Here is a 25,405-nt window from a genome sequence, read left to right as displayed (position 1 = left end):
TGCGATATGTAAATTGTATCTTTACATCTATATGGATATAAAAAGTAAACAAAAGTATCATAATAACCCAATGTAGTTAACCTTTTGTAGTATATCTAAGTAAAATAAATAGTATAAAGGGGCGATATTTATGACAATAGGAGAAGCAAGCTGTAAACGTATCTTGCAATTATGCAAAACAAACGAAATCACCTTAAATGGTCTTAGCACAACATGTGGTATCACACAATCAACATTAAATAATATTAAGTTTGGAAAAAGTAAAAATCCAACGATATCTACAATTAAAAAAATATGTGATGGCTTATCCATCACGATAATAGAATTTTTTGATGATCCACTTTTTGAAAACTTAGAACCTGAAATCGGTTCATAAACAGACGGCACAAGCTGTCTGTTTTTTTATGATAGCATCCTTTTCGTTGCTGAAGTATTACATAGATGGATAAAGAACATAACGCTTTTTTCATACTGTAGATTTTTGAGAAATCGTAGTTTATAAGCTATGCAAATGCTTTGCATAGTTAGATCATATAAAGATAGTAATGAAGCAAAGCTGTTAAAAAAAGAAGATTGCATATGAGCAACGAAAGTGCTGAATATCCAATCTTCTTTTGTCATTCTTATGTTCCTATCTTAGTGTTTAAAGTGACGCACTCCGGTATACACCATCGTAATGTCATGCTCATTACACACATCAATGGACAGCTGATCCTTGATAGAACCACCTGGTTGAATAATGGCTGTTACCCCTGCTTTCACTGCTTCTTCTACTGTATCCGGCATAGGGAAGAAAGCATCACTGCTCATAACAGAACCTTTGGCTTTTTCACCTGCCTGCTCAATGGCAATCTTTGCCGCACCGACACGATTCATCTGACCGGCACCAACCCCAATTGTCATGTTATCCTTGACCAATACGATGGCATTGGATTTCACATGCTTTACAACCTTCCATGCGAATAACAATTGTTTCATTTCTTCTTCGGTAGGCTTACGGTTTGTTACACAACGCAAATCTTCTTCTTTCAGCTTATGGTCATCAATATCCTGTACCAATAAGCCATCGTTAACATTCGTATATTTATATTTTGTTGTTACCTCTAAGGTTGTATCTAATTCCATCAGACGGATATTCTTTTTCTTTGATAAGATTTCAAATGCTGCCGGTTCAAAGTAAGGCGCAATGATAATTTCCAAGAAAATGTTTGCCAGTTTTTCCGCAACAGCTACATTGACCGGCTCATTCATTGCCACGATACCACCGAAGATGGAAATTGGATCTGCTTCATAAGCCTTATCCCATGCTTCTTCCAAGGTAGCACCGATACCTACTCCACATGGATTCATATGTTTCAATCCAACAACCGCACACTGTCCTTCAAAATCCTTTAAGATTTCAATCGCTGCATTGCCATCCTGAATGTTGTTGTAGGATAATTCCTTACCATGCAGCTGTTTGGCATTTGCCAAGGAGTAAGAAGGTTTCATACCTTTATAGAAGGCAGCACTTTGATGAGGATTTTCCCCATAACGAAGATCTTGTACTTTATCGAAGGTAATCGTTAATTTTTCAGGATATTTTTCACCCGTTTTATTTGTCAGATATTCCGCAATCATCGCATCATAGGCTGCTGTATGACGGAATACTTTCGCTGCTAAAAGTTCTCTGGTATCCGGACGGGTTTCACCGTTTTCACGCAGTTCATTTAATACCATTGCATAATCACTAGGATCTACGATCACTGGGATATAGCGATAGTTCTTAGATGCACTACGCAGCATACTAGGTCCACCGATATCAATGTTTTCAATGATTTCTTCATGCGTTACACCTGGTTTTTGTACGGTTTGTTTGAATGGATACAAGTTTACACAAACCAAATCAATATAATCAATACCTAATTCCTGAATCTGACGAACATGCTCCGGATTATCACGTACACACAATAACGCTCCATGTACCTTTGGATGTAATGTTTTTACACGACCATCCATGATTTCCGGAAAACCGGTAACCTCTGAGATACCAATGGTATCTAAACCGGCATTATCCAAAGCCTTCTTTGTACCACCGGTAGATATAATTTCATAACCTAATTCTTTTAATCCGGATACGAATTCAATCAGATTTGTTTTGTCAGATACACTTACTAATGCTCGTTTCATAATAACACCGCTCTTTCTTTATTTATGTTCTTCCATACGTTCACAAACTGTCTTTACTACACGTGGAAACATATCATATTCCTTCGCATGCACATGTTCTTCTAAGGTTTCCAGATCCCAGGATGGATCAATCATGATCTTTTCCTGATGAATGATTTCCCCTGTATCGACACCTTCATCTACATAATGCACGGTAACCCCTGTATAAGATACCTTTGCTTCAAAAGCATCTTGAATGCTATGCGCACCGGGGAAGGCAGGTAAATATGCCGGATGCAGATTGATGATGCGATTTGGATAGTTGCTTAACAGCACCTTGCCAATAAAACGCATATAGCCTGCTAGAACAATCAATTCAACCTCATAGCTCTCTAAGGTTTTCATGATTTCTGTTTCATAGCCTTCTTTACCGCCATAGCCCTTAGGATTCACATAGACACATGGGATACCTAAACGCGCTGCACGCTCTTTGGCATATGCTTGTTCCTTATCGATAATCAATACCTTACAAACGGCATTATCGATATGTCCATTGTTTATTTCGTTGACAAGATTCTCAAAGTTAGAACCATTGCCACTGGCAAATATCGCAATGTTTACCATGTTAAATCCACACTTCCACTATCGGTTACTTCACCGATGACATAAGATTCTTCGCCGATTTCTTGTAACAGGCTTTGTACCTTTTCTACATCTGCTTTATCCACAGCCATCATAAAGCCAATACCCATGTTGAAGACATTGCACATTTCCTTCATAGGAATATCCCCTGTCTTCGCAATGAAATCAAAGATTGGTTTATGTGGATATGTCGTTAAATCGATAGAAACACCCTGTCCATCCTTTAACATTCTTGGTACATTTTCATAGAAACCGCCGCCGGTAATATGACTCATGCCTTTGATATCCACCTTGCCTAGCAGGTGTTTAATAGCTTTGACATAAATCTTAGTAGGGGTTAATAAAACATCACCTAGTTTTTCATTACCTAATTCTTCATAACGCTTATGTAAATCTAATTTCGCATCCTTTAATAAAACCTTGCGAATCAAAGAGAACCCATTTGAATGTACACCGGAGCTTGGTAAGCCAATCAACACATTGCCTTTTTCAATCTTCTGGCCATCTAATAGATTACATTTATCTACAGCACCCACACAGAAACCGGCAATATCGTAATGTTGTACATCATACATATCCGGCATTTCTGCTGTTTCGCCGCCAATCAAAGCACATTCTGCTTGTACACAGCCATCCGCTACACCTTTTACCAATTGCTCGATCTTCGTTGGCTCATTCTTGCCCACTGCCAAATAATCTAAGAAGAAGATTGGCGCAGCTCCTTGTACCAAAACATCATTTACACACATTGCGACTGCATCAATACCAACGGTATCATGCTTATCCATCGCAAAAGCAATCATCAACTTGGTACCAACACCATCTGTACCGGAAACCAAAACCGGCTCTTTCATATTTAACATGGATAAATCAAACATACCGCCAAAGGCGCCGATAGAATCAATCGCACCTTTTACCTTTGTACGTGCCACATGACTTTTAATCAATCTTACGGATTCATAGCCAGCTTCCAGATTGACACCGGCTTCTCTATACTTATCACTCATATTCTCTTTACCTTTCTGTATATCCTATACATGATAGCGATGCCTGAGGATGTGTACACAGGCATTGCTATCTTTTTCATTCCTTCTTATTTATTTTTAAAGTAGTTCACACCGTTTTCAAAGATGTTCTGTAGTTTATTACCATCAATATTCTTAAACAGTCCATCTTCATAACGTTCACTATGTCCCATCTTACCTAAGATACGACCATCCTTAGAGGTAATACCCTCAATGGCATAGTAAGAACCGTTGATATTATACGTGCCATCCATAGTTGGATTACCCTCTAAATCAACATATTGTGTCGCAACCTGTCCGTTTTCAAACAATTCTTTGGCAACTTCTTCGCTTACCACAAACTTACCTTCTCCATGTGACATGGCAATGCTATGGCAGTCATTTGGTGTAAAGCTAGACAGCCAAGGAGATTTATTGCTGGTAACTTTCGTTGTCGCAATATGTGAAACATGGCGGTTGATGTTGTTACGGAACAAGGTAGGAGAAGCTTCATTCAGCCCTTCAATATTGCCATATGGCAATAAGCCACTCTTGATCAATGCCTGGAATCCATTACAGATACCAAGAATCAGACCATCGTTGCTTAACAATGTCTGAACTGCTTCATTTACCAATGGATTGCTTAAGACATTCGCAATAAACTTACCACTGCCATCAGGTTCATCACCGCTGGAGAAACCGCCAACTAACATTAAGATCTGCGCATGGGCAATTTTTTCACTTAATTCTTTCAAACTGCGTTCAATGCTCGTAACATTCAGATTGTTGAAGACATAGATTTCAACTTCGGCACCGGCACGTTCAAACTGCTGTTTCGTGTCATATTCACAGTTTTGACCAGGGAAAACCGGAATGATAACTTTCGGTTTGTCATACGTCTTGCTTGCTTTCTTATGTTCTGTGCTTGTATAGGTAGGTGTATCCACACGTTTTCCATCATGATCAACACTCATTGGATAAATCTTATCATAACGCTTGCACCAAACAGCGATAGCATCATCAATGTTGATACGTTCCTCATTGATACGAATACTGTTTGTATCGGTTGTTGTACCTAACAGGATGAAGGCATCATCTTCGATTACCTTATCACTTTCAACGATGATAGAACCAATGCTGATATCAAAAACAGGTTCATTCGTCACAACATCGATACCAATCTTATTACCAAAGCTCATCTTACATAAAGTTTCGGCAATACCTCCAAATTTCACGGTAGCAGCAGCTACGATATCTTTATTTAAGATATGCTTACGCACAAGGGCAAAGTTTTTCTTTAACTGTTCATAATCCGGAGTCTTGTTTGCTTTTGGTGTGTGTTTTACCAGATACAGGTTATGACCTGCTGCTTTGCATTCACTGGAAATGATATTGTCTGTCTTTTCGGTTGTGACGGCAAAGGTAATCAAGGTAGGTGGCACACTGATATCATTAAAGGTTCCGGACATGGAATCCTTACCACCGATTGCCGGTGTTTCAAAAGCCATTTCTGCCTCAATCAAACCAAGCAGTGCCTGCATAGGTTTGCCCCATTTTTCAGGGTCTGTATGTAAACGTTCAAAGTATTCTTGATTGGTTAAACGACAAGTAGCATAATTACCACCTAACGCGGTCACTCTTGCCAGGGCTTCTACGACAGAATAGCTAGCTCCTAAATAAGGAGAGTATAAAGATACCTCAGGATGATATCCATGTGTCATGATGCTTGCCGTATTTGTGAAACCAAAGACAGGCAATTTCTGTACGCTGCCTTCTGTTTCAGTTAATTGATACTTACCGCCAAATGGCATTAAAACAGTAGACTTACCGATGGAAGCATCAAACATTTCAGCCAAGCCAATCTGAGAAGCAACATTTGGCTGCTGTAAGTCTTCTTCAATGCTTTTCACACTACTGTGGAATGGATCTTTTGTTGTTAAGCCTTCTTTCACAAGAACATCCTGTAAGCCACGTACACCATTGGTATCCAGGAAAGCACGTGACATATTCACGATTTCCTTACCCTGGAACTGCATTACCAAGCGTGGTTCTTCGGTTACCACGGCGACGATGCAGGCATCAAGATTTTCTTCATAGGCATATTGTTTAAACTCATCAAAGTCTTTTTCTTCAATTAATACAGCCATCCGTTCCTGTGATTCAGAAATTGCCAACTCAGTACCAGATAAACCGCTGTATTTTACTGGCACTTTATCCAAATCAATTTGTAAACCATCGGCTAATTCACCAACGGCAACACTGACACCGCCGGCCCCAAAGTCATTGGCTTTCTTAATCAAACGTGTCGCCTTTGGATTACGGAACAAGCGCTGCAGCTTACGTTCAATCGGTGCATTTCCTTTTTGAACCTCACTGGAACATTTCGTTAAAGAGGTGTCATTGTGTTCCTTACTGGAACCGGTAGCTCCACCGACACCATCACGTCCGGTAGCTCCACCAATCAAGACAACGATGTCACCGGCATTTGGTTTTTTACGCACAACATTTTCTTTCGGTGCTGCTCCAACGACTGCACCAACTTCCATACGTTTTGCGACATAGCCATCATTATAAATTTCTTTTACATATGTGGTTGCTAAACCAATCTGGTTTCCATAAGAAGAATATCCGGCAGCCGCTCCCTTAGAAATACGGGATTGTGGCAATTTATTTGGTAAAGCTTCCTTAATATCTTTTGTAATATCACCGGCACCGGTAATACGCATTGCCTGATAGACATAGCTTCTTCCTGACAATGGGTCACGGATGGCACCACCGATACAAGTGGATGCGCCACCAAATGGTTCAATTTCCGTTGGATGGTTATGCGTTTCGTTCTTAAACATCAACAGCCACTGCTGATCTTCACCATCTACATCCACCGTGATTTCAATGGAGCAGGCATTGATTTCATCACTGACTTCCATGTCTTCCAATTTACCATTCTTACGCAAATATTTACCGGCAATGGTTGCCATATCCATCAAGGTCATAACTTTCTTATTCCCATGTACCTCTTCACGTAAATGCAAATAAGTTTCATATGCCTTCTGGATGCTATCCTGTAAAGAACCGGCATCAAAGGTCACATTCTGTAAGATTGTTTCAAATGTTGTATGACGACAATGATCAGACCAATACGTATCCAATACCTTTAATTCCGTTAAAGTCAGATCACGCTGTTCTTCTTCTTTGAAATACTTCTGCACATGGGCAATATCTGCCAAGGTCATAGCTAAGCCATGTTCCTGACGAAGTGCTTCTAAGCCTGCTTCATCCAAAGCACAGAAACCTTCTAAAACCGGAACAGCTTCGATTTCAACATCTTCTTCATTGATTAAAACAGAAAGATCCTTTTCTCTCATTTCCACAGGGTTGATAAGATAGTTCTTAATGGCGATAAGTTCTTCTTCACTTACACTGCCATCCAGAATAACGATCTTTCCACTTTTGATAACAACATCCTGCTTATTATTCAACAGCATCAAACACTGCTGTGCGCTATCAGCCCGCTGATCATATTGTCCAGGCAGACATTCATAAGCAATGTATGTCTTTCCTTCCAATGCGATTTCATCAAATACTTCATCTGTTACTTTTTCTGATAATACCTTATCCTTTAACAATTCCATATCATGGTCATCGCCATTGAAAACATCATAGACATTGTAAAGTTCAATACCATGTACATCAGATAAATTCAAATTCTGTTTTAATTCATGAAATAAAGAATCTGCTTCTACACGAAAAGCTTCTTTCTTCTTCACATACACACGATAGTTCATCTTCTTCTCCTCATATTATTCCACTTCAATTACGGAATCTTTGATAACTTTTTCAGCCATTGCTTTCTTAAAGGCTTCCATTTTTTCAGCCATTTCATCATCGCTCAAGGCAATCATCTGCGCTGCTAAGATAGCGGCATTTTTTGCACCGGCTTTACCGATTGCGACAGTTGCGACAGGAATTCCACCAGGCATTTGCACGGTACTCAACAAAGAGTCCATACCACCTAATGCACTTGTCTGAATAGGAACACCAATCACTGGTAATGTCGTAGAACTAGCAATCACACCACCTAAGTGTGCAGCTCCACCGGCAGCAGCGATAATAACCTTAATACCGCGTTTCTTTGCGCCTTCTGCCAACGCGATAACTTCATTTGGTGTACGATGTGCTGATAAAGCATGTGCTTCAAAGGGGATATCGAATTCCTTCAGCTGATTGAAACAAGCTTCCATAGTAGGAAGATCACTGCGACTTCCCATTAAAATACTGACGATAGGTTTCTTTTCACTCATTTGCTTTTCCTCCTTAGAAATAAAAAATACATATCAAGCATCTCTTAATATGTACACTAAAAACCGTTGAATTGTGTAATTAATATAGTGCATCTTCTTAAGACCATAAGTAAGACCTCCTATAAAAATATAAAGACGTACCTGCCTGCCAAGCAAACAAGTACGTCTCGAACAAAAAGAAAAAGTAATTGTTTGCTTGTAGCCCGTGAATTTACGGCTCACGGCTAGAAACTCTCCATCCATATTATGGAGTATATACAAGCATATTGTCAATACATGATTATTTTACTAAACTTCCTATGGTATTACAATAGGTTTTCTTAATTTTTACATATATTTATACAGGTTTATTATCATTTTTACCTGTATTCAATATAGCATAGAAACGGTTGCTAAAAATAACAGATAAAAACAAAGCCTGTGTCCCCTTGCTACATAAGTAGTTTGATATCCTCGTTCATTAATTTCTGAAAATATCTTAATTTTTTAATACCTTCTTGCGTCTATGCTACTTTGTGTTACAATGTAGTTGAAGGAAGTACCTTGTGTAACAAAGTAGAGGTGATTGCATGTATGACAAAACACAGCTGATGCGTGGGAGTCTGGAAGGATGTATTCTCAAGATTATCGAAAAGCAAACAACATATGGCTATGAGATTTTAATGGGCATGAAAGAAGCCGGCTGGATAGATGTCAGTGAAGGTACCTTGTATCCCATATTATTGCGCTTAGAAAAACAACATTATATCAAGGCTGAGAAAAAAGCATCACCGCTAGGTCCTAAACGTAAGTATTATCAGATTACAGAAGCAGGCAAAATGTATTTAGCTGAATTTTACGAAAATTGGCAAATTCTAGAACATACCATGCATGTATTATTCGATGATAGAAAAGATACGTAATAATATAATGCATAATGTTTATGCAGGTGGTACAAGAGCATAATCGAAAGGAGTGAACACGATGAAAGATACAGGAAACTTAAACAAGGAATATCGTAAAGTTTATCAAACAATGTGTGAGTATCTATATACAAAAAACATAAACAAACTCATTCGTAAAGATATCTTAGCAGACATTTTAGCAATCGCCGAAGAAGGACAACTGCGTGGAGCTTCACCACATGAAACCTTTGGCGATTATGAAAGTTTCTGTGATGAGGTATCAAAAAATGCCATTGCGGAAACAAAGTTAGAAACAATTTCTTTATACCTAGGTGCCTTTCTTATGTTATTTAGTTTAAGCTTCTTAAAAGAATTACTTTTTTCCTTACAAACGACCCTACAACTTGGCTATCTGCTTTATGACAGAGCAGACTTCTGTATGTACTTCACAGATTTCTTAATGATAACTTTAGTTATGTATATCTATCAAAGATATGCTTTCCATCTACCTAAAATGCGTATTCTTATCATAATTATAGGCTTTATTGTTATTGATGGCGGTATGTATTTAATAGCTCCTTATCTCCTGCCAGCTAAGATGCATATTCCTTTATTATTTATTGGTTGTATTTGTTTCATTTGTGTAATCATGCTAAGTTTGTCTTACTGGCTGCGGCATAAGCATTATCAACAGTTTCTTAACTACAAGAGTACATCAGGAGGTGAGAATGATATTTTACAAAAATAAATTAGATGAGCGTGGTCTTAATAGCGATTATCTAACAACCTTCCATTTAATGAAAGATTATTTAACTAGCAAGCATATTAATCGTTTGGTTTTGTATGACATTCTAGAAGATATTCTTGTGATGGCTTTGGATAATCAACAGCGCAATTTAAAGCCTAAAGAAGTTTTTGGAGATTACCAACAGTTCTGTGATGAGATTTCCCGCAATGCCGTAAAAGAAACAACGATAGAAAAAGTAGGTTTATATGGCGGACTGCTATGCATTTTTATCACACTTCTTTTCCTAATCGGAATCTTCAATAACCATGGTGAGATACGTTTTACTGCAGATGAACTTATACGCTATATTTTGACATTTATAGGTATCCCTATGACCAAATCAACCGTTTATCCTTTCGTTTAGAATTTGGTCGTTACGCCATTATGATACCCCTCTATGCTTTACTAATTTGTATAATGCCTCCTATGTTATCGCCTTATTTGCCTCATTCTATTATAATTCCTATAGTTTTTATTGGCATATGTATTCTCTTAACACCTATTTTGTTATACCTGTACTTTCATACACAGCATAAGAATTACTTTTCCTATAAAGAAGCAGCATAAAAACGGAGGTGTCTTTATGAAAAATAAAGTAAAAGATCTGCACCACGATTATAAAAAAGTATATACAAAGATTGCTCGTAATTTATCCTCTCGTCATATCAGCAATACTGTATTCCGTGATATTCTTGACGATGTGCTCGCCTTAGCCTTGGATAATCAACAACGTGACATCCCAACAGAAGAAGCTTTCGGTGATCTTGAAGAGTTCTGCAATCAAATCAGCGAAAATGCTGTAAAAGAAACCATGCTAGAACATATTTTGCGTTTATTATACATCTTTTCCGGTGCTATCTTCATCTTCTTTATCATGATCTTGCTTTTGTCTTTGATAGGTCTTGATGATACGACATCTATTTCTTTCACACACTATACATTTACCTTTACTGTAAATGATTTCTGTACCGCTCTTGCCGTATCTGCTGCCATTTTATTAGCTGATTTTGCACAAGGCCGCACTGTTTTGCGTTTTAAAGAATATAGTTGGATCATCTATATAATTATTTATGCTGTTTGCTATATAGGTATCATGCTTTGGGCAAATACACACTATACCGGAACTATCACCATCTCTTTCTTAGCGCTATGTATCATCTTATGTGTCATAGGTGCTATTTCAATTTTCTATCATATACTATGCCGCAAACAATTTAAGAAATATAAAGGCTTATGATATAGGCAGAAAGATTGCAATTCCGGCAAATTTCCCCTATGATATTGCTAAGTGAGGTGGCTATTATGAAAGTCTTATTTATTGAATATCCGAAATGCTCCACATGTCAAAAAGCGAAAAAGCACTTACTATCCCTTGGTGTCGAAGTAGAAGCGCGACACATTGTGGAAGATACCCCAAGTGTTGAAGAGTTAACCGCATGGTGGAAGCGCAGTGGACTTCCCTTGAAAAAATTCTTTAATACCAGTGGTAATTTATACAAAGAACTACATATGAAAGAACGTCTTCCTTTGATGAGCGAGGAAGAACAATTGAAATTGCTGAGTGAGCATGGCATGTTAATCAAACGTCCGCTTCTTGTAACAGAGCAAGTTGTTCTTGTTGGCTTTAAAGAAGAGAATTACACAAACTTATGTTCACAGTCTTGATTTTATGATATATTTAAAGAAAGTATATTGAGGTGATTGCATGAAATTAGGGGAATCTTTAGAAGATTATTTAGAAACATTGCTGATATTGGAAGAAACCGGAAAAATTCGCTGTGTGGATGTCGCAAGTCGCATGCATGTATCCAAACCCAGTGTAAACAAAGCCATGAATGTGTTAAAAGAAAAAGGGTATGTCTTACAAGAAAGCTATGGAGATATTCATCTCACCGATGCCGGAAGAGATTTGGCAAAAAGTATTTATTTGCGTCATGAAACCATCAGCGGTTTTTTACAAGATGTACTTGGTGTCAGTGCTGAAAATGCTGATGAGGATGCCTGTCACATTGAACATGTCATCAGTGAGGAGACCTTTCAAAAACTGATGGATTTTAAAAACAAATATGCGAAATAAGCTGAAGAAACATCAACATCATTGCTGACTTCCTTCAGTTTTTTTATGACTTTTTTATAATCAGCCGCATAACCCTTATATGAATACCTTGTACAGATTCTTTATCCATCATGATCTACATCTTTTTCATAACTCTACTAACAGTCGATTGATTATAAAAGCATGACACTGTAAGATATAGCCAGGAGGTGTATGTATGGATCAGATAAATAATGAAAAAGTCGGTTCGTATATAAGTGAATTAAGAAAAGCAAAAAAGCTTACACAAAAAGATTTAGCTGACAAGTTGTATGTATCAGATAAAACCGTAAGTAAATGGGAGCGTGGAGTAAGCATGCCCAGCATACCCTTGCTTATGCCCCTAGCAAATTTATTTGATTTCACTGTTACTGAACTACTAAAAGGTGAGCATCAGAATATCGAATCCTTGAAGCCATGCGATATTCATGCATACGATCACGTCATCTATCACACGCTACAACGGCATCGAAAACATTGGATCATCGCATATTTCCTATGCATCATCATCTTTTTCTTTGAAATTATCATGTTTACTATGGCAGATATCTCGATATCAGACTTACAAAGCAGCATAACTACTAGTGTTATCATCTTATTATTAGGAGGATATTTTTGTTTTCTTACCCCAAAGGTATTACCTTCCTATTACGATTCAAATAAGATTCATTATGTTATGCATGGTATTTTCAGAATACATTGTACCGGTTTATCTTTCCATAATGGGAATTGGCCATATATCTGTACCACAATTAAGAGTTGGGCACTGCTATCTGCTGATGTATTCATTCTCATCCACGGTATATGTATAAAATTATATGGTTCAACAGTTACAAGCAACATACAGGGCGTTTTACTAACCTTTCTTTTTTGTAGCTTAATACTTGCTATATATTATATAGGTAAAAAGTATGAATGATATAAAGAGTAGAAATACCTTTAAACTTTCCATTGTCAATATAAAATAAAGATAAGAAAATAGTATTTATCTAATAAATAAAATCTTCTTATCTTTTTTGTTTTTCAAAGTTCCTATAACCGCAATGTATTATAAAATAACCTTTGATAATTTCTTTCTAATTGCTCAGCCAACTCAGCTTCACTCATACCCTTTATTTCACATAAGCGTTGAAAGGTTACTTCAACATACATCGGCTCATTTTGTTTGCCGCGATGTGGATGCGGTGTAAGATATGGGCTGTCTGTTTCAACAAACAATCTGTCTACAGAAAGTTTTTCAGCAACCTCTGGAGCTCCTCTTGAATTTTTAAATGTCAATGGTCCGCCATAGGAAATATAAAAGCCTAATTTCATTGCCTCAACAGCTGTCTCATAACTTCCGCTGTAACAGTGGAAAATTCCTTGTAAAGGTCTGTGTTCTTTCAAGATGTCAAGCGTGTCCTTTGTGGCTTCTCGCATATGTATAAGAATCGGAATGTGGTATTTTTTCGCCATTTCAAGCTGACGTATAAAGCCTTTTATCTGATCTTCTCTTTTTACGTCATCCCAATGATAATCCAAACCTATTTCACCAAGTGCACACAACTCATGATGCTGTAATAAGCTTTCCAATCGTACATAATCTTTTTCTTCAAATTTATATAGATCATTGGGATGAAAGCCTAACGCAATATCAAAGATTGCAGGATGTTGCTTTTTTAAACTTTTTGCACGTTCAAATTCTTTAAAATTCGTACAAACAATCAGCATTCTTCCTACATGATGCCTTTTTGCATTTTCAATCACATCATCAATGCGTTCAAATAGATCATCACATGTGATATGACAATGAGTATCTGTTAATGTATAGTCCATACTTTTCACCTTCTTTTTAAGAATCTGCTTCTGTAACCAGTCGATTAAAAACCATCCTATATTTACTTACCTAAACAGAAATTAGCAAATAATGTGTCTAATAAATCTTCTCGATGTACTTCTCCTAATATTTCTTTTAATGCCGTATAAGCTTCCTGTATATCGATTTCTACCACATCAAGTTCAAGTCCCATCGCAATCGCATCAACAGCTGACAGCATACTTTTTTTGGCTTTCATCATTTGTGATATTTGTCGTTCATTCGCTAATACGGGCTCTTCTATAACAATTTTATGACTGTCAAATAATCGATGTACTTCATGTATTAACGGTTCAATTTCATGATGTTGAGCAGAAATGCATATGCCTTCTATATGTTGATTAAGATCTTTTTTATTATATACAATAATTCTTGTCTTATTTTCAGTCATTTGCATCAGTTGCTGATCTTCTTCATCCAATGGACGACTGGCATCTAAAACTAAAATAATTAATTGTGCATCTTCGATAGCTTTCATACTTCTTTCGATACCGATTTTTTCAACAACATCTTCTGTTTCACGAATTCCCGCTGTATCTATCAAATTCAAAGTCAAACCACCCAAGTGAATATGACCTTCCACAATATCTCTGGTGGTTCCTGCTATTTCGGTAACAATTGCTTTATCTTCTTCCAGAAGGGCATTTAACAAGCTGCTTTTCCCAACATTTGGTTTTCCGATAATCGCTGTTTTGATACCTTCTTTCATCATTTGTCCACTTTCAGCACGTTCTAATAATTGATCAATTTGTGAAAGCCATTTTTGAATCTTAGGAAGTATCACTTCATTGCTCAACATCTCAACATCATCATATTCAGGGTAATCGATATTCACTTCTATATTCGCGATAATATCTAAAATATTTTTAATGAATGGCTCTAATAATTTTTTTACACTTCCGCGAATCCCATGCATTGCTAATTTCCGACTCTCATTAGAATCCGCAAGAATCATATCGTTAATAGCTTCTGCCTGTGTCAAATCAATTCGGCCATTTAAAAATGCTCTGCGCGTGAATTCTCCCGGCTCTGCTAAGCGTGCCCCCTGCATCAGACAAAGTTGCAGAATCTTTTTTGTCACATAACGGCCGCCATGGCAATTGATCTCTACGATATCCTCTCTTGTAAATGTTTTAGGAGCACGAAAAACCGATACTAACACCTCATCAATTTCCTCTTTTGTAATAGGGTCTAGGATAAAACCATAACTGATTGTATGACTTTTTTTTGATGTCAGATCGATCGAACATAAGGAATCAACAATTTGAATGGCCGCATCACCACTCATTCGTATGATCGAGATGGCGCCATCTACAGCTGCTGTTGAAATTGCCGCAATGGTATCTTGTAACATGTATAAACACCTGCCGTTTCTAACGTATATTGTATCATGTATATCACCATTTTTCCTATTCGTTTACCATCTTTTTCGCAGATAACGCATAAATTGTATGCTTTTGTAGATGCTTTGGGAAAAACAAGAAAATAACGCATAGCTGATATACACTACACTTTTCTTTCAAGCATCCTATTTTTGTAAAAGCGGCATTTCTGTTTTGTTACCATTTCTTAGTGCTTAATGAAACGTAAGAATTTTATGTAGTAAAAACGCTTGAAAACAGGTATAATAAATATGCTTATCATTACAAGAAAGGGCTGAAAACATGGCAAAAAAAAGCACGAATAAAAAGGCGTTCTATAAAAAGCCTGAATTTTATTTCATATTGATATATGCCGTACTTACTTTAGCATTTATCGTTCAAGCATTTACAATTAATCTGATTCCTATGAAATATTTTATGATACTTGCTGTATTGCTTCTGTTACTATTATTGGCAATGTATTATTTACAGATGGGTAAAAGAGTAAATCGATTTAACCGAGCTTTAGGAAAAGTTCTCATCGTTATTCTTTCCTTATTATTAGCTGTAGGTAATTGGTATATATTTAAAACAAGTGATGCTTTCTCAAAAATGACAGGTAGTGATACCGATGTATCTATCCTATCCGTTGTTGTTATGAAAGATAGCAAAATGAAAGAAATCAATGACTTAAAGGATAAGAAACTTGGCACAATCTCTATTGGTGATTCGGAAACCCAAAATAAGGCATTGACAGATATTGAAAAAGATTTAGGATCTAAGCCAGTTACCATTAGCTATTCTTCTTATAAGAAATATGGTGATGACTTATACAATGGAAATGTGGACGCAATCTTAGTTAACGAAGGTTCTCGCGGGATGTTTGAAGAAGAACACTCTGATTTTAATAAAAAGACACGTGTCATTAAAGAATACCGATATGAGACCAAATCAAAAGCATTGGCAAAAGGTGTTGACGTTACCGAAGATCCTTTTAATGTGTATATCACTGGTATTGATACGTATGGTTCTATCGCTACTGTATCGCGTTCCGATGTTAATATGATCGTATCTATTAACCCTAAAACACATCAGATTTTAATGACCGGTGTACCTCGTGATTTCTATATTCCTCAGGTATGTCAAGATAATCAGCTTGATAAATTGACCCATACAGGTATCTTTGGTGTTGATTGTACTTTAAAATCAGTTGAGAACTTTATGGATATCAAATTAAATTATTATGCACGTGTAAATTTCTCAAGTTTAATTAATATTGTCGATGCATTAGGTGGTATCACAGTAAATTCTCCATTTGCCTTTACGACAAATAACGGATATCAAATCAATGTCGACGAGAATAATTTGAGTGGTGAAGCAGCCCTTGGCTTTGTTCGTGAACGTTATTCATTAGCTGACGGTGATCGTGAACGTAGCCGTAATCAAATGCGCGCTTTGACAGCTATTATCAACAAAGCCTTATCCCCTACGATTATCACAAACTATACAGGTATTATGAGTGCTGTAAGCGGCAGCTTCCAGACAAATATGTCACAAAGTGAAATGACAGCATTTGTAAAAGCACAGTTGAATGATATGAGTGGCTGGGATATCAAGCAAATTCAAGTGAGTGGCCGCGGCGCAACCAAGTGGACACCGGCTAATGGATTTAATGCCTATGTTATGGTACCAAATGAAGCCTGTGTAACGAATGCTATTAAGTTAATTAAAAAGATAGATAAAGGTGAAACCATTACACAAGCAGATATTGATCATCAAAATGAGCTTGTTTCAAAAGCCGGATAATACTATCTGTTATAGGGAAGTTTCGTCTTTATCGTTTCTTCGAAAAGACATCATGACGTATCCCAATTATTAGTAGCGATAGTTCTTATCTTTCAAATGAAGGAAGTAATCTTATCTTAAAGAATAAAGTAATCTCAATAGAAAAGAAGAAGTTTGTAAACCTGTTGGATATGATTTCATTCAGTATCCATAACCTGCAACCTTCTTCTTTTTTTCTTCCATCGTGTAATGAATTTGCCTTTAATTTGCAATATGATGATGAAAAACCGGCGTTGTATCATCGATGATCCGGAATTCAAAGCCTTGTTGTATATAACTGTTTAACAGCGTAGGCAAAGCCTCAACAGTAGCTTTATTGGCACCTCCATCATGCATAAGCATCATGACCGTATCCTGATTTCTTACTTCTTTTAGCCCTGTGTTTATCAAAGAATCCACGCTTGTATAACAATTTCCATCGCCATTCGAAGCATTCCAGTCATAATAGTGATACCCATGTTCCTCAACTTTTTTAGCTAATTTACTCATAATCTTAGAGGCATATTTCCGTGAGACTGTATTACTGACACCACCTGGAAAACGTAGAATTTTTGTCCTTTTACCTGTTTGTTTCTCAATGATATCGTTCATTTTTTCAACATCTTTAAAATAACCATCTACACTTGTATAAATTGTTTTATAGTCATGTGCATATGTATGAACTCCTATCGCATGGCCTCTTTTCACCTCTTCTTTAATCATATTTATATGATCTGGGCTTTCTGCTGTTACGAAAAAGGTTGCTTTCACATGGAAACGATCTAGAATATCTAATATTTCTTGCGTATTCTGACTTGGACCATCATCAAAGGTAAGATACATCACTTTTTTCTTCTCGCTGCTTACCTTAATCAATTCAGCAGATGGCAAGACGGATGCCATCATCGCAATTACTAGCAAAAAACCACAACAACACAAAAACACACGCTTTGCTAATTGCTTATCCATACAATCACCTCATGAGTTATTGTTCCCCGAGGTGTTAACTTTATTTGCGATGGCAGATTCTTTTCGTAAACTGCCTCGACTTACCGAATGTAATGCCATGCATAATTTAAATACCTCAGCAGATTCTACTCTGATGTACTTTCTTGTGAATTCAAAGAATTATAATGTTTCTTCCTTTCTGAAATTACATTTCTATAGTAAAATAAAAGACAAGGAGGGATAGTATGCAAATTGATTCATCTCTTATTCATGCCTTTTTACATGATTTACCTATGGAACAAAGCAGCGGATATTCCTATGTATCTGGCTTTCAACAACCAGATAGCAAACGTAAAGATGTCGTTTCCGCATTATTAAGTGAACTGGAAACGATTGTCGAGGAATTCCCGGTATTTAATCAAGATATCTGGTTAAGCTTATTTTCCGATATGGATGAGCTTCTTGCTTCATTAACCATCATACCGGTTGTCGGAAGTACCTCAGCCCCAATGCGTACCGAAGTTTTCAAGCATAACGTTATCATTTTAGATCTGATTCATATTGCTGATTATACAAGAATCCTCTCTCAAATGACTTATATCATGCAAAATTATATCACTTTGGAAATAACCAAGCTTTGTATACGTCATCGTTACCCTTTGTCAACTCACCATTATCTTGACATGCTAGATGATATGACATTTACTCATGGGCTGGCTAATTGGTTAGCCTGGAATCGCAATTGTAAAGAGTATAAATTTCAAGATGTCCGCTATGAGCCTCACAAAGAAAAAGCATTTGGCATGTTGGCACAAGCTATTACAATTGAAAATAAAGCTTTGCAGCATACCGTATTGCATAAAGCATTACATAGTGACTTTTGGAATCAATTCACGGCAGTAGCCGGTATGTTTTATTTTGATGATGTTTATCATGATATAGGAAAAGATGGTATCTTATTGCTTTATCGACATGGGCCTAAACATTTTATTCACACCATTTTTCATACAAACGATAAATAGAACATACGTTTCTTAAAAAGCTAAGTACCATGAGTTATCAAGAAAAGTTTAATGAATTATAATGAAGTTTGTTGAATTATAAAGAAAATTTCGATGATTTACAAATAAGTTTAATGAATTATAAAGAAGTATGTTAAATTATGAAATAAAGTTTAATAAGTTATAAGAATAGAAAAGCAATAAAATATCCTTTATAAAGACTTATATAAGAAAAGAGTCGTGACACTACACGGTATCTCTCACATTTGCCACTTCATTTGTGAGAATACATTCGTATATGCCTTGACTCTTTTTTAATAAATATTTTATGATATTTAATAATTGTTAGGAGATGCCTCTTCAGGAGAGCCATGTTGCTGTTCTGCCTTGATTTCAAAATGAATCATCAATGACAACAGTGCTCTTAGAAGAATGATCGCACCTAAAATGAGGATTTCATTTAGACTGCGGACAAGAACCGTCTTTAAAATTTCGGCTCCCATCTTAAATTCCAGTCCCAATGCCAGAGCATTTGCTAATTCGATACGTATCGGGTATCGTTTCTTTGTCAGAAAAGCCTTACTATAATGATAGAAAGCCTTAACCGAACCGAAGGTGATTACTGCAATCCCAATCAGTTCCAGTAAAGAAATAATTTCTGGCAGGAATTGTGCAACGATATGTTCCAGCATATAAATTCCTTTCTATGTATTTTTTTATTCAGCGTAACGGGAAACAATTGGACTTACCGGGCGGTTTTCTTCAATTGCCTTAATGACATCACCAAGTACCGGTCCAACAGATAATACTTTCATTTCTGGATACTGAGCAGCTTTTTCATCTTGTGCAATTGTATTTGTACAGATGAAACCTGCTAAATTACTTGCTTTTAAACGATCAATTGCTGGTCCGCTTAATACCCCATGTACACAAGATGCGTATACAGCGGTAGCACCCTTTTCATACAACATGTTAATACCTGCTGTTAATGTTCCGGCAGTATCTACAATGTCATCTACCATGATGGCAACCTTACCATTTACATCACCAATGATATTCATCGCTTCTGCCACATTTGGTTTTGGACGACGTTTATCGATAATAGCCAATGGTGCATGCAGAATCTCCGCTAACTTACGCGCACGCGTAGTTCCTCCATGGTCCGGAGATACAACAACTACATCCTGCAGATTTAATTCCTTGAAATATTTACCGATGATTGGTATTGCTGAAATATCATCCGCCGGAATATCGAAGAATCCCTGAATCTGTGTAGCATGAAGTTCCATTGTTATTACACGGTTAGCTCCTGCTCTTTCAAGTAAATCAGCAACTAACTTTGAGGTGATTGGCTGTCTTGGTTTTGCCTTACGATCCTGACGTGCATAGCCAAAGTATGGCATTACGACAGAAATATGTCCGGCGCTGGCACGTTTGCAGGCATCAATAGCAATCAACACCTCCATGATGTTACTGGAAACCGGTGCGCAGGTAGACTGTACGATAAAGACATTCTTACCACGTACAGATTCCCCAAGTTCAACCATGATTTCTCCATCGGAGAAGTGTTTTACATCACACTGTCCCAGAGGAATACCCAGTTGACTGACGATTTCATTTGCCAGACCCACACTGGATGTTAACGCAAATACTACTGTTTTGTTTTCCATTGTTCCCTATTCCTTTCCTATTTGTTCTTATACTTTGATCCATAACCTTTCTTTATGGACTGACGAGAGCGGGCAATTCCCATATCACCATCATCTACTGAATCAGTAATTGTAGAACCTGCCGCAAGCAAAGCGTTTTCGCCAATGGTCACAGGCGCAATCAGATTACAATTGCTGCCAATAAATGCACCATCTTTAATCGTCGTGCGATATTTGTTCTTACCATCGTAATTGACGGTCACAACACCACAGCCAAAGTTGACACGCTCGCCAACATCACTGTCTCCCACATACGTTAAGTGCGCACATTTACTTCCATTGCCAAAGTGTGAGTTTTTAAATTCCACAAAATTTCCAATACGACAATTCTCACCAATTTCCGTATTGTTTCTTAAATGTGACATAGGACCGATTGTTGTCTTAGCCCCTACCTTACTTTCAACAATTTTGCTGCTATCAATGGTCACACCATCTTCAATAAGCGCATTGCGCAAGAAAGAATTCGGTAAAATTGTCACATGGGAACCTATCTTAGTGTTTCCCTGTAGATGCACATTGGGATAAATCGTTGTATCCTCTCCGATTTCCACATCAGCATCAATATAGGTGTTGTCTGGATCCAGAATGGTCACACCATTTAACATGTGTTTATGATTAATGTGCTTTTTCATCCAGCTATTGGCTTTTGCTAAATCAACACGATCATTCACACCCATGGTTTCCTCTGCATCATCTACGATCATCGCATTTACCTTTTCATTATGCTTATGAAAAATTTCTACCAGATCTGTTAAATAATACTCATTCTGGGCATTGTTGGTGGTGATTTCTTTTAAACCATCAAACAGCTTGCTGGTCTTGAAACAGAAAATTCCAGTATTGATTTCTTTAATGGCTAATTCCTCAGCACTGCAATCTTTTGCTTCAACGATTTTTTCAACCATACCATCACGATTACGTACTATACGTCCATAACGCTCACCATCCGCTAATACGCTAGTCAATACGGTACATGCATAGTTTTGATTCGCCGCAAATGCTTTCAGAATTGTTTCTTTCTGAATACAAGGTCCATCCCCATTTACGATAATGGTATCGCCGTCTTCTTCAGCTAATGCCTTAGCTTGCATGACAGCATGCCCGGTACCCAACTGCGGTTCCTGTAATGCATATTCTACGTCATCTTGTAAATACTCCTTGACGCTATTTGCTCCATGTCCGACAACAACAATGATTCGATCAACCTCGGCAGCCCTTAATGCCGCGATAATATGTCCGATCATCGGTTTATTTAACACCGGATGCATGACTTTACATAGTGAGGATTTCATTCTGGTACCTTTACCAGCCGCTAATACTATTGCAGATTTCATAAAAAAATTACCTCCATTCCTATTTTATCAAAAAAGCCAAGTAAAAAAAAGGTATATCGCCTATTTCCTACCCAATTTCCGTTGTTTTCCATATGTTTACGAATGTGTACTTCACCATGAAGATTAAATGTGGCAATGTTCCTTAACCTATGATACCATGTAGACATAAGGCAGGTTGATAAATTTATGAACGATAAAATGCTATTTCTTTTTGATGTTGATGGTACACTCATTGATACAGAAACCCATCAAATTCCCCTTTCTACAATCACAGCCTTACAACAGCTGCATAAACAAGGGCATTTACTGGGAATATCAACAGGACGTTCTTTGCCATCATTGAAGAATGGCGGTTTTGCTTCCTTAATTGATTGGGATTTTTTCTTATGTAACAATGGTCAGGCAATCTTTAATAAAAAACAAGAAATCTTACATCTCGCCTGTATTCCTCAAGCGAGTGTTGAAAAGTGTATGCAGGTGGCACATGCCCAACAAAATCCTATATTGATAATTCATGGAGAAGGTGAATATCTTACTGCTGCGCCTAATGAGCTGGTTTATCAGGCATTGGATTTTTTTAAAGAACTTGTTCCAGAAGTTAAGCCTTATGATGGACAACCTGTCATCATGATGATCGCTTACGGTCCCTTACAATACGATTATGCATCTTATCATGAAATTGATGGTATACATATTATTCCCGGATTATCCACGTATGCCGACATCGTATTAAAAGATTATCATAAATATAAAGGCATCCAATACTTGTTAAAACATCTGCAAATGGATTCCTACATTGCCTTTGGGGATAGTTTAAACGATGTAGAAATGTTGACACATGCTGCCATAGGCATTGCTATGGGAAATGCTCATGAAGATGTAAAAGCAATCGCTGATTATGTAACGACAAAGGTTAGTGAAGATGGTATCCTGCAAGCATTAACTTCCTTACATTTTTTGTAATTTTAATTCAAGTAAGCCTTAATTTTAAGTAGTAACTGTTTTCTTATGCTATTTATGATAATATTCTAATGATCACATCACGGTGAAACATGATACAAAAAAAGAATCCTTGGCAATTCATTCACGCAATGATTTACTGAAATAGGTTTGAATATTATCTCTTTCAAGTAATCTCATGCTTAGAACTTGCTGATGATTCTTTTTCTTTATTCACTTCATATCCTAGTTGTATAAGATTTCCAAAAGCCGATAGGAATGTATTTCATCTGATACTAACATTTCCATATAAAGGATCCTCATTCATCATCTCATGCTTTTGGTAAACCATCCATTGATAAAGGGAACACAAGCTGTACTATAAAAATGTCTTCTACCTCCTGAATCACTAAAGTAGCATTCATGTAAGACAGCATTTTTCGTACACTCTTTAATCCGATATGAGAACTTTCTTCTTTTGAAATATCCTCTTTCTTATCATTTTTAATACACATGCATAACTGCTTTTCTTCACAGCGTAAACTTATTTCCACTTGTGATGACCCATATTTGCGGATATTTGATAATAAATTATCGAATATTCTTTTTAACAAACTCGTTTCAGCCATAATCTTAAATGGTTTTGCGTCAATAAGCAGCTGAATCTCAAAACCACTGTCAATCAATTCATTGCCAAAGGCCTCGAGCATCACATTTACCTGATCTTGATCCATCAGCTGCAATTGGATATTCTCATCCTGTGCATAGATTAGGAAATGCGTAAATAAACGATCAGACATATCTTTAATTTGATCAGCCTTTATTTTACACTTACGAATATATTCCGAACGCTCTTCTTCATTCTTATATATTTTCATGTCAAGAATATCAAGATAACCAAGGAGGGAGGTCAATGGCGTACGTAAATCATGACTCATCGCTGTAACCAAATCTTGATTTGCTTGTTTTGCTTCTTTTTCACTTCGCATGTTTTCATCTAATACAGAACGCAATTGGTTCAATTGAATTGCTAGATCTGTTAATTCATCTTTACCTTCATAAAGAATTGGATGTTGGAAATCTCCACTTTCTATCAGCTTCATTTCATCCCCTATTTTTAGGATGTAATTTATTTTACGGCGGATATAGCGCATGATCAGTAATAGAAATAGCATCACACAAAGCACAATAGCACCTATTACATACAGCTCCATAAACCAAACACCTTGATAAGAATACACGGTCAAATTATATGTACCATCATAAAATTTTAATGTATAATCTTCATATTGTGGATAATATAACGTTAATAGAAAAGAAGATGTTTCTATGTATACATCCTTTTCCAAAGGACTGGCATGATCCGTATAATAGACCCCTTCAGAATCATATAGCTGCATCGTAAGATGGCGATATTCTTTCATTTCTTCACGGATGCGTTTCTGATCATTTTTTGATATATGTTTCTTGGTAATCGTAGTTTGCAATTGAGCTACCGATTCAGCTGTTGATTTTGTTAAGGCTGTTTCATCAATAATGAAATGAAAAACGCGATAACGGTTCATGAACAAAATAGCAAATAATAAAGCACTGGCCACAAAAGAAATTAACACTATCATAACCAGTTTGATACTTAATCTGGATATTCGTGTTTTTCTAATCAAAGCGATACCCCTTTCCCCAAATAGTACGTATATACTTAGGATTGGAAGGATCAACTAATAATTTTTTCCTTAAATTCCGTATATGTACCATGATCGTGTTATTGGCAGTATATAAATAGGATTCATCCCATATGCTTTCGTATAATTCTTTATTAGAAAAGACGCACTTAGGATTGGTAATCAGTAATTGCAAGATACGATACTCTATCTCGGTAAGATTTACTTCTTCATCACCAACCCATACACGATTACTATTTTGATCCACTTTCAAATCATTACGTTCTATAATATTACTTTCCTCAATATTACTTTTTCCGCGATATACATAAAAACGACGTATAAGAGCATTTACACGAGATAAAAGCTCGCTATAGGAAAATGGTTTAATAAGATAATCATCGCCACCACTGTTAAAGCCGTCTTCTTTATCTTGATCTAAAGTCTTTGCCGTAAGAAATAAGATAGGTACATTGGTTAATTCACGGATACGTCGACATGTCTTAAAACCATCCATACCGGGCATCATGATATCTAAGATAATAAGATCCTGTGCTTCGCATTTTGTAATAGCTTCTGCACCATTGTCAGCTTCATTCACAATATATCCTTCATTACTTAATAGTACATTGACCACTTCTCGGATTTCTTTATTATCATCTACGATCAGGACATTATATGCCATACCATCACCTGGTATATTGTAATGAACTCACCTAAGCAGTCATCCTTACAATATACGCATCCTTTCTATACAATGTTTTCGTCTTCATTATATAACATTTATATGAAATTATATATGTCTTTTTAACTATCTTTTTATATCTTCTTAAATGTCCGCAAAGCCTTATTTTATGGGCTCTACGGGCATTTTGCTTTTGTGGTAAACCTCACATATCTAGGTCTATCTTC

24 protein-coding genes and 1 riboswitch are annotated in these 25,405 nt (G+C 36.7%); of the genes, 11 read left to right on the top strand and 13 right to left on the bottom strand.

What is annotated here, in order from left to right; genetic code table 11:
* The first annotated feature begins 130 nt into the window (after positions 1-130).
* The gene (locus LI241_RS13490; RefSeq protein ID WP_008690297.1) at positions 131-376 is read left to right on the top strand and encodes a helix-turn-helix domain-containing protein; all 246 of its coding nucleotides are present in this window, start codon (positions 131-133) and stop codon (positions 374-376) included.
* Between the two features lie 260 nt (positions 377-636).
* Here LI241_RS13490 and purH read toward each other — a convergent pair whose 3' ends face one another.
* From purH to purE, 5 genes are all read right to left on the bottom strand, one after another.
* Positions 637-2,169, bottom strand: a complete 1,533-nt coding sequence (gene purH / locus LI241_RS13485; RefSeq protein ID WP_008690296.1) for a bifunctional phosphoribosylaminoimidazolecarboxamide formyltransferase/IMP cyclohydrolase — start codon at positions 2,167-2,169, stop codon at positions 637-639.
* A gap of 18 nt (positions 2,170-2,187) precedes the next feature.
* The gene (gene purN / locus LI241_RS13480; RefSeq protein WP_008690295.1) at positions 2,188-2,772 is read right to left on the bottom strand and encodes a phosphoribosylglycinamide formyltransferase; all 585 of its coding nucleotides are present in this window, start codon (positions 2,770-2,772) and stop codon (positions 2,188-2,190) included.
* Entirely contained in the window at positions 2,766-3,797 is a 1,032-nt protein-coding gene (gene purM, locus LI241_RS13475) for a phosphoribosylformylglycinamidine cyclo-ligase (RefSeq protein ID WP_008690294.1), read from the bottom strand. The genes purN and purM overlap by 7 nt, the downstream gene beginning before the upstream one ends.
* An 86-nt stretch (positions 3,798-3,883) precedes the next feature.
* Complete coding sequence (locus tag LI241_RS13470; RefSeq protein ID WP_008690293.1) at positions 3,884-7,579, bottom strand: phosphoribosylformylglycinamidine synthase; 3,696 nt, start codon at positions 7,577-7,579, stop codon at positions 3,884-3,886.
* A 15-nt stretch (positions 7,580-7,594) separates the two neighbouring features.
* Complete coding sequence (purE, locus tag LI241_RS13465) at positions 7,595-8,095, bottom strand: 5-(carboxyamino)imidazole ribonucleotide mutase (RefSeq protein ID WP_008690292.1); 501 nt, start codon at positions 8,093-8,095, stop codon at positions 7,595-7,597.
* A gap of 179 nt (positions 8,096-8,274) precedes the next feature.
* A riboswitch (purine riboswitch) is annotated at positions 8,275-8,376 on the bottom strand.
* 288 nt (positions 8,377-8,664) lie between these two features.
* Here purE and LI241_RS13460 point away from each other — a divergent pair.
* The 7 genes from LI241_RS13460 to LI241_RS13430 all read left to right on the top strand — a co-directional run bounded on the left by LI241_RS13460 (position 8,665) and on the right by LI241_RS13430 (position 12,780).
* Complete coding sequence (locus tag LI241_RS13460; RefSeq protein ID WP_008690291.1) at positions 8,665-8,997, top strand: PadR family transcriptional regulator; 333 nt, start codon at positions 8,665-8,667, stop codon at positions 8,995-8,997.
* A gap of 61 nt (positions 8,998-9,058) precedes the next feature.
* Positions 9,059-9,727 (top strand): hypothetical protein, encoded by a 669-nt coding sequence (locus LI241_RS13455; protein WP_008690290.1) that lies wholly within the window; start codon positions 9,059-9,061, stop codon positions 9,725-9,727.
* The gene (locus LI241_RS13450; protein ID WP_008690289.1) at positions 9,708-10,130 is read left to right on the top strand and encodes a hypothetical protein; all 423 of its coding nucleotides are present in this window, start codon (positions 9,708-9,710) and stop codon (positions 10,128-10,130) included. Before LI241_RS13455 ends, LI241_RS13450 begins: the two co-directional genes overlap by 20 nt.
* 219 nt (positions 10,131-10,349) lie before the next feature.
* Entirely contained in the window at positions 10,350-11,003 is a 654-nt protein-coding gene (locus LI241_RS13445; RefSeq protein WP_008690288.1) for a membrane protein, read from the top strand.
* A 65-nt stretch (positions 11,004-11,068) separates the two neighbouring features.
* A complete protein-coding gene (locus LI241_RS13440; protein WP_008690286.1) occupies positions 11,069-11,431 on the top strand; it encodes an arsenate reductase family protein in 363 nt (120 codons plus the stop codon).
* Between the two features lie 40 nt (positions 11,432-11,471).
* Positions 11,472-11,843, top strand: coding sequence for a metal-dependent transcriptional regulator (locus LI241_RS13435; protein WP_008690284.1), 372 nt, complete (start codon positions 11,472-11,474; stop codon positions 11,841-11,843).
* 196 nt (positions 11,844-12,039) lie between these two features.
* Positions 12,040-12,780: a helix-turn-helix domain-containing protein gene (locus LI241_RS13430; RefSeq protein WP_008690283.1), complete on the top strand. Its 741-nt coding sequence runs from the start codon at positions 12,040-12,042 to the stop codon at positions 12,778-12,780.
* A 113-nt stretch (positions 12,781-12,893) separates the two neighbouring features.
* Here the strand turns inward: LI241_RS13430 and LI241_RS13425 are convergent, their stop codons facing one another.
* Entirely contained in the window at positions 12,894-13,676 is a 783-nt protein-coding gene (locus LI241_RS13425; RefSeq protein ID WP_008690282.1) for a TatD family hydrolase, read from the bottom strand.
* A 62-nt stretch (positions 13,677-13,738) separates the two neighbouring features.
* Positions 13,739-15,070, bottom strand: a complete 1,332-nt coding sequence (mnmE, locus tag LI241_RS13420; RefSeq protein ID WP_008690281.1) for a tRNA uridine-5-carboxymethylaminomethyl(34) synthesis GTPase MnmE — start codon at positions 15,068-15,070, stop codon at positions 13,739-13,741.
* A gap of 310 nt (positions 15,071-15,380) precedes the next feature.
* Here mnmE and LI241_RS13415 point away from each other — a divergent pair, with 310 nt between their 5' ends.
* On the top strand, positions 15,381-16,883 hold the full coding sequence (locus LI241_RS13415) for an LCP family protein (RefSeq protein ID WP_227151364.1): 1,503 nt from the start codon (positions 15,381-15,383) through the stop codon (positions 16,881-16,883).
* Positions 16,884-17,123: 240 nt separating this feature from the next.
* Here LI241_RS13415 and LI241_RS13410 read toward each other — a convergent pair whose 3' ends face one another.
* Positions 17,124-17,870: a polysaccharide deacetylase family protein gene (locus tag LI241_RS13410; protein WP_008690279.1), complete on the bottom strand. Its 747-nt coding sequence runs from the start codon at positions 17,868-17,870 to the stop codon at positions 17,124-17,126.
* A gap of 224 nt (positions 17,871-18,094) precedes the next feature.
* On the opposite strand from LI241_RS13410, the gene LI241_RS13405 reads away from it, so the two are divergent.
* Positions 18,095-18,871, top strand: a complete 777-nt coding sequence (locus tag LI241_RS13405) for a hypothetical protein (protein ID WP_008690278.1) — start codon at positions 18,095-18,097, stop codon at positions 18,869-18,871.
* 314 nt (positions 18,872-19,185) lie between these two features.
* Here the strand turns inward: LI241_RS13405 and LI241_RS13400 are convergent, their stop codons facing one another.
* From LI241_RS13400 to glmU, 3 genes are read right to left on the bottom strand one after another with little or no spacing between them, the layout of a single operon-like run.
* Positions 19,186-19,542: a DUF1622 domain-containing protein gene (locus LI241_RS13400; protein WP_008690277.1), complete on the bottom strand. Its 357-nt coding sequence runs from the start codon at positions 19,540-19,542 to the stop codon at positions 19,186-19,188.
* A 24-nt stretch (positions 19,543-19,566) separates the two neighbouring features.
* Positions 19,567-20,520, bottom strand: coding sequence for a ribose-phosphate pyrophosphokinase (locus tag LI241_RS13395; protein ID WP_008690275.1), 954 nt, complete (start codon positions 20,518-20,520; stop codon positions 19,567-19,569).
* 17 nt (positions 20,521-20,537) lie between these two features.
* Positions 20,538-21,893, bottom strand: a complete 1,356-nt coding sequence (gene glmU / locus LI241_RS13390; RefSeq protein ID WP_008690274.1) for a bifunctional UDP-N-acetylglucosamine diphosphorylase/glucosamine-1-phosphate N-acetyltransferase GlmU — start codon at positions 21,891-21,893, stop codon at positions 20,538-20,540.
* A gap of 186 nt (positions 21,894-22,079) precedes the next feature.
* On the opposite strand from glmU, the gene LI241_RS13385 reads away from it, so the two are divergent.
* Positions 22,080-22,856, top strand: coding sequence for a Cof-type HAD-IIB family hydrolase (locus LI241_RS13385; protein WP_008690273.1), 777 nt, complete (start codon positions 22,080-22,082; stop codon positions 22,854-22,856).
* Between the two features lie 308 nt (positions 22,857-23,164).
* On the opposite strand, the gene LI241_RS13380 is transcribed toward LI241_RS13385, so the two are convergent.
* Both LI241_RS13380 and LI241_RS13375 read right to left on the bottom strand, forming a co-directional pair.
* A complete protein-coding gene (locus LI241_RS13380; RefSeq protein ID WP_017144734.1) occupies positions 23,165-24,496 on the bottom strand; it encodes a HAMP domain-containing sensor histidine kinase in 1,332 nt (443 codons plus the stop codon).
* The gene (locus LI241_RS13375; RefSeq protein ID WP_196029870.1) at positions 24,489-25,178 is read right to left on the bottom strand and encodes a response regulator transcription factor; all 690 of its coding nucleotides are present in this window, start codon (positions 25,176-25,178) and stop codon (positions 24,489-24,491) included. Before LI241_RS13375 ends, LI241_RS13380 begins: the two co-directional genes overlap by 8 nt.
* Positions 25,179-25,405 lie beyond the last annotated feature (227 nt).

Source organism: Longicatena sp. 210702-DFI.1.196 (assembly GCF_020563125.1).
Taxonomy (GTDB): Bacteria; Bacillota_I; Bacilli_A; order Erysipelotrichales; family Erysipelotrichaceae; genus Longicatena; species Longicatena caecimuris.
This window is presented reverse-complemented; position numbering and strand designations above follow the sequence as displayed.

Coding starts and splice junctions, on each gene's coding strand:
- LI241_RS13490 (WP_008690297.1), top strand. CDS start 131: ATGACAATAGGAGAAGCAAGCTGTAAACGTATCTTGCAATTATGCAAA.
- purH (WP_008690296.1), bottom strand. CDS start 2,169: ATGAAACGAGCATTAGTAAGTGTATCTGACAAAACAAATCTGATTGAA.
- purN (WP_008690295.1), bottom strand. CDS start 2,772: ATGGTAAACATTGCGATATTTGCCAGTGGCAATGGTTCTAACTTTGAG.
- purM (WP_008690294.1), bottom strand. CDS start 3,797: ATGAGTGATAAGTATAGAGAAGCCGGTGTCAATCTGGAAGCTGGCTAT.
- LI241_RS13470 (WP_008690293.1), bottom strand. CDS start 7,579: ATGAACTATCGTGTGTATGTGAAGAAGAAAGAAGCTTTTCGTGTAGAA.
- purE (WP_008690292.1), bottom strand. CDS start 8,095: ATGAGTGAAAAGAAACCTATCGTCAGTATTTTAATGGGAAGTCGCAGT.
- LI241_RS13460 (WP_008690291.1), top strand. CDS start 8,665: ATGTATGACAAAACACAGCTGATGCGTGGGAGTCTGGAAGGATGTATT.
- LI241_RS13455 (WP_008690290.1), top strand. CDS start 9,059: ATGAAAGATACAGGAAACTTAAACAAGGAATATCGTAAAGTTTATCAA.
- LI241_RS13450 (WP_008690289.1), top strand. CDS start 9,708: ATGATATTTTACAAAAATAAATTAGATGAGCGTGGTCTTAATAGCGAT.
- LI241_RS13445 (WP_008690288.1), top strand. CDS start 10,350: ATGAAAAATAAAGTAAAAGATCTGCACCACGATTATAAAAAAGTATAT.
- LI241_RS13440 (WP_008690286.1), top strand. CDS start 11,069: ATGAAAGTCTTATTTATTGAATATCCGAAATGCTCCACATGTCAAAAA.
- LI241_RS13435 (WP_008690284.1), top strand. CDS start 11,472: ATGAAATTAGGGGAATCTTTAGAAGATTATTTAGAAACATTGCTGATA.
- LI241_RS13430 (WP_008690283.1), top strand. CDS start 12,040: ATGGATCAGATAAATAATGAAAAAGTCGGTTCGTATATAAGTGAATTA.
- LI241_RS13425 (WP_008690282.1), bottom strand. CDS start 13,676: ATGGACTATACATTAACAGATACTCATTGTCATATCACATGTGATGAT.
- mnmE (WP_008690281.1), bottom strand. CDS start 15,070: ATGTTACAAGATACCATTGCGGCAATTTCAACAGCAGCTGTAGATGGC.
- LI241_RS13415 (WP_227151364.1), top strand. CDS start 15,381: ATGGCAAAAAAAAGCACGAATAAAAAGGCGTTCTATAAAAAGCCTGAA.
- LI241_RS13410 (WP_008690279.1), bottom strand. CDS start 17,870: ATGGATAAGCAATTAGCAAAGCGTGTGTTTTTGTGTTGTTGTGGTTTT.
- LI241_RS13405 (WP_008690278.1), top strand. CDS start 18,095: ATGCAAATTGATTCATCTCTTATTCATGCCTTTTTACATGATTTACCT.
- LI241_RS13400 (WP_008690277.1), bottom strand. CDS start 19,542: ATGCTGGAACATATCGTTGCACAATTCCTGCCAGAAATTATTTCTTTA.
- LI241_RS13395 (WP_008690275.1), bottom strand. CDS start 20,520: ATGGAAAACAAAACAGTAGTATTTGCGTTAACATCCAGTGTGGGTCTG.
- glmU (WP_008690274.1), bottom strand. CDS start 21,893: ATGAAATCTGCAATAGTATTAGCGGCTGGTAAAGGTACCAGAATGAAA.
- LI241_RS13385 (WP_008690273.1), top strand. CDS start 22,080: ATGAACGATAAAATGCTATTTCTTTTTGATGTTGATGGTACACTCATT.
- LI241_RS13375 (WP_196029870.1), bottom strand. CDS start 25,178: ATGGCATATAATGTCCTGATCGTAGATGATAATAAAGAAATCCGAGAA.